This window comes from Patescibacteria group bacterium (assembly GCA_041664365.1).
Lineage (GTDB): Bacteria > Patescibacteriota > Patescibacteriia > UM-FILTER-42-10 > UM-FILTER-42-10 > JAHJEX01.
In genome coordinates this window covers 1-2,714 of the sequence record JBAYKW010000028.1, presented here as the reverse complement: position 1 = coordinate 2,714, position 2,714 = coordinate 1, and the positions used below count along the sequence as shown (strand labels likewise).

General features: G+C 41.4%; 2 protein-coding genes and 1 rRNA gene. All 3 read right to left on the bottom strand.

Going from position 1 to position 2,714, the window contains the following annotated elements; translation table 11 throughout:
• Window positions 1-123 (bottom strand): 16S ribosomal RNA (locus tag WCW66_07025); the annotation flags it as partial.
• 386 nt (window positions 124-509) lie between these two features.
• Entirely contained in the window at window positions 510-1,814 is a 1,305-nt protein-coding gene (locus tag WCW66_07020; protein ID MFA6392455.1) for an MFS transporter, read from the bottom strand.
• Complete coding sequence (trmD, locus tag WCW66_07015) at window positions 1,807-2,475, bottom strand: tRNA (guanosine(37)-N1)-methyltransferase TrmD (GenBank protein MFA6392454.1); 669 nt, start codon at window positions 2,473-2,475, stop codon at window positions 1,807-1,809. Before trmD ends, WCW66_07020 begins: the two co-directional genes overlap by 8 nt.
• Between the last annotated feature and the right edge of the window lie 239 nt (window positions 2,476-2,714).

Sequence of the window (2,714 nt, the reverse complement as noted above, 5' to 3'; positions counted from 1 at the left end):
GAGGCAGGTTACCAATGTGTTACGCACCCGTTTGCCACTAGCACCCGAAGGTGCTCGTACGACTTGCATGCCTAAGACACGCCGCCAGCGTTCATCCTGAGCCAGGATCAAACTCTCAGTAATATATCTAAATTATTTAGAATAATTTAGATAATCTGTTGTTTGTAGCTCTTGCTAATAATCGGTTACCAAAGTAACCAATTCTAATTTTAATGAATTGACGTATTTTGTGATTTCTATCACCTTTCAATTGTCAAAGTCCGTTTTCCTCACGCGTTTTTAATAACTCATCTGAAGTGAAGAAAAAACAGAGATGTCTAATCCGATATTCGGCACCACTGTTTTATCTCCAAAACATTTAATGTACTTTTGGGGTGTTGATTGGGGCGTTTTCGTTAAGATTTAGCTAATGTTAGCGAAATACCTATACACATTGTACGCAGATGAATAATAGACTATTCTGGTGATCATGTCAAGGATACCTCTTGTCCACAAATCACCCACACCCCTTATTTCTCGAGCAGGGGGTCTATCTTCTTTTTATTGATAATTACACTAGTTACCCCCATTACTAAAGTCATCAATCCGAATACCTGGATTATCCGCCCTACGGGATATAGCGTCGCCAGCCAGCCGACGATCAGGATTACGGGCAATCCTACAAGGTTCATGATCATCGTCAGATTACCGAAAACCCTGCCTCTTTTTTCGGACTGAGATTCTTCCTGCAACATTGTTTGTGCCGAAACGATAATTGCCACGTCCGCAACACCGGATAGGAACATTAACACCATCACATAAAGAATCAGCATCCAAAAATAGTTTTCGGAATAGCCAAAATTACTGACATGCTTTTCCAATAATCCGTACAAAGGCAGTAGCGATAACGTGATGGCATCCACCAAGATGCCGGTATTGATTAAAGTCCGTTTGGATACTTTATGTTTGTAGCGGTTGACTAGTAGTGCACCGGTCATCGCGCCCAAACCAATCGGCGCAATCAGAAAATATCCAATTTGTTCAACAGTAATATGCAGGAAGTTCAGAGCAAAATCAGGGACTAACCCCACAACCCCTCTTTCAATAGAAAAAACAAATGTAATCTGAAGCATCGCCATTAAAAGCAACGGTTCGTGTTTGATATATGCGAGTCCTTCTTTCATTTTTACCGCCATACTCCTAAGCCCGCTGATAAAACCTCTTTTGATTTCACCTTTTTGTAATACAACATTACGAATCGGGGGTAGTAGGGTATTAACGAAAGTTGCCAAAAGAAACGCCAGTATCAGGACAAAATATACATTATCACCAAACCAGGTTAGCAGAGGACCGGCCAAAGAATACCCCAGTAAAAAACCGGCATAAAGTGTAAATAAAAACAATGTATTGGCCATCAGCAAATTTTCTTTTTTGGTCAGAGCCGGAATGCTGGCACTCTCTGCCGGACCGAAAAATACTGAGATAAATGATATTAAAAAAGCACACAGCAACATCGCGTGGTATGAATCACCGAAAAATATCAGCCCGGCAACGATTACTCCGCGCAATAAATTGGAGACAATCAATATAACTTTTCGATTCAAACTATCCGCCAGCACACCGGCCACACTGCTGAATAATATCGGCGGAATTGTAATCAACGCAACTAAAAGACTGACAATAAAATTTGATCCGCTGATTTCAAATACCCGTATCGCCAGGATGAAATTCAACATGTGGCTGGCCGGCATAGAAAGCACCTGTGAAAGCCACAGCTTAATAAAATCACGGTCAGAAAAAATTGTACTGTCTCCTAGTATTTTAAATTTAGCCATTTTTTTTCCTGTTTGATTGTTTTTTCTTTACCTGTCCCTCCCGCCACTTGGCGATTTTTTTGTGATCGCCCGAAAGCAGTACTTTCGGCACGGACCAAGTTTTAAATTTGTCCGGACGCGTGTATTGTGGAAATTCAACGTAATCTTTCCCTTTGGAGAAAGTATCGTCCAGTGCCGACTCATTATGACCAAGAACCCCAGGAATCAGACGGGTCACCGCTTCTACTATCACCATCGCAGCTAATTCTCCTCCGCTCAGAACATAAGGACCGATCGAAACTTTTTCATCAATCAGTTTGTCCACCCGCGCATCAACCCCTTCATATCTTCCGCAGATGAATGTCAGCTGATCAAGCTTAGCATATTTTTTTGCCAGTGCGTGATCAAACTGTTTGCCAGCCGGATCCATCAGGATAATTTTGGCATTCTTTTTTTGCCGAACTTTTTTTAATGTTTTATAAATCGGATCAATTTTCAGAACCATCCCGGGTCCGCCGCCGTACGGCCGGTCATCAACAGTATTATGCTTGTCTGTCGTGGCCTTTCTAATATCGTGTATATTAATAATAGCCAGTTTCTTGGACTGGGCTCTTTTTAGGATTGTTTCGCTAAAATATGAATCAAATATATCCGGAAAAATTGTCAGAATATCAAATTTCATAGGAAAATAATGTGTCTAAAAACAAAAACCGTATCTGTATTATATCACAGAATACGGTCTCTGTCGTTTCTTGTAAACGCTATTTTATAACTTTAGATCGTCAATTGCACTGGTGTCTGGCTCCTGGACTGGTGACGGAGTAGAAGTCATCGGGCGGGCTGGTTTACGAGATCCTTCCGGTTCGTAAATCTTCAGATTTACCCTTGCCTGATTCTTTGCTCCGACCACTCTCAGAAGAG

Excerpts from the sequence above, each read along its gene's own strand:
- WCW66_07020 (MFA6392455.1), bottom strand. The coding sequence starts at position 1,814 with ATGGCTAAATTTAAAATACTAGGAGACAGTACAATTTTTTCTGACCGT.
- trmD (MFA6392454.1), bottom strand. The coding sequence starts at position 2,475 with ATGAAATTTGATATTCTGACAATTTTTCCGGATATATTTGATTCATAT.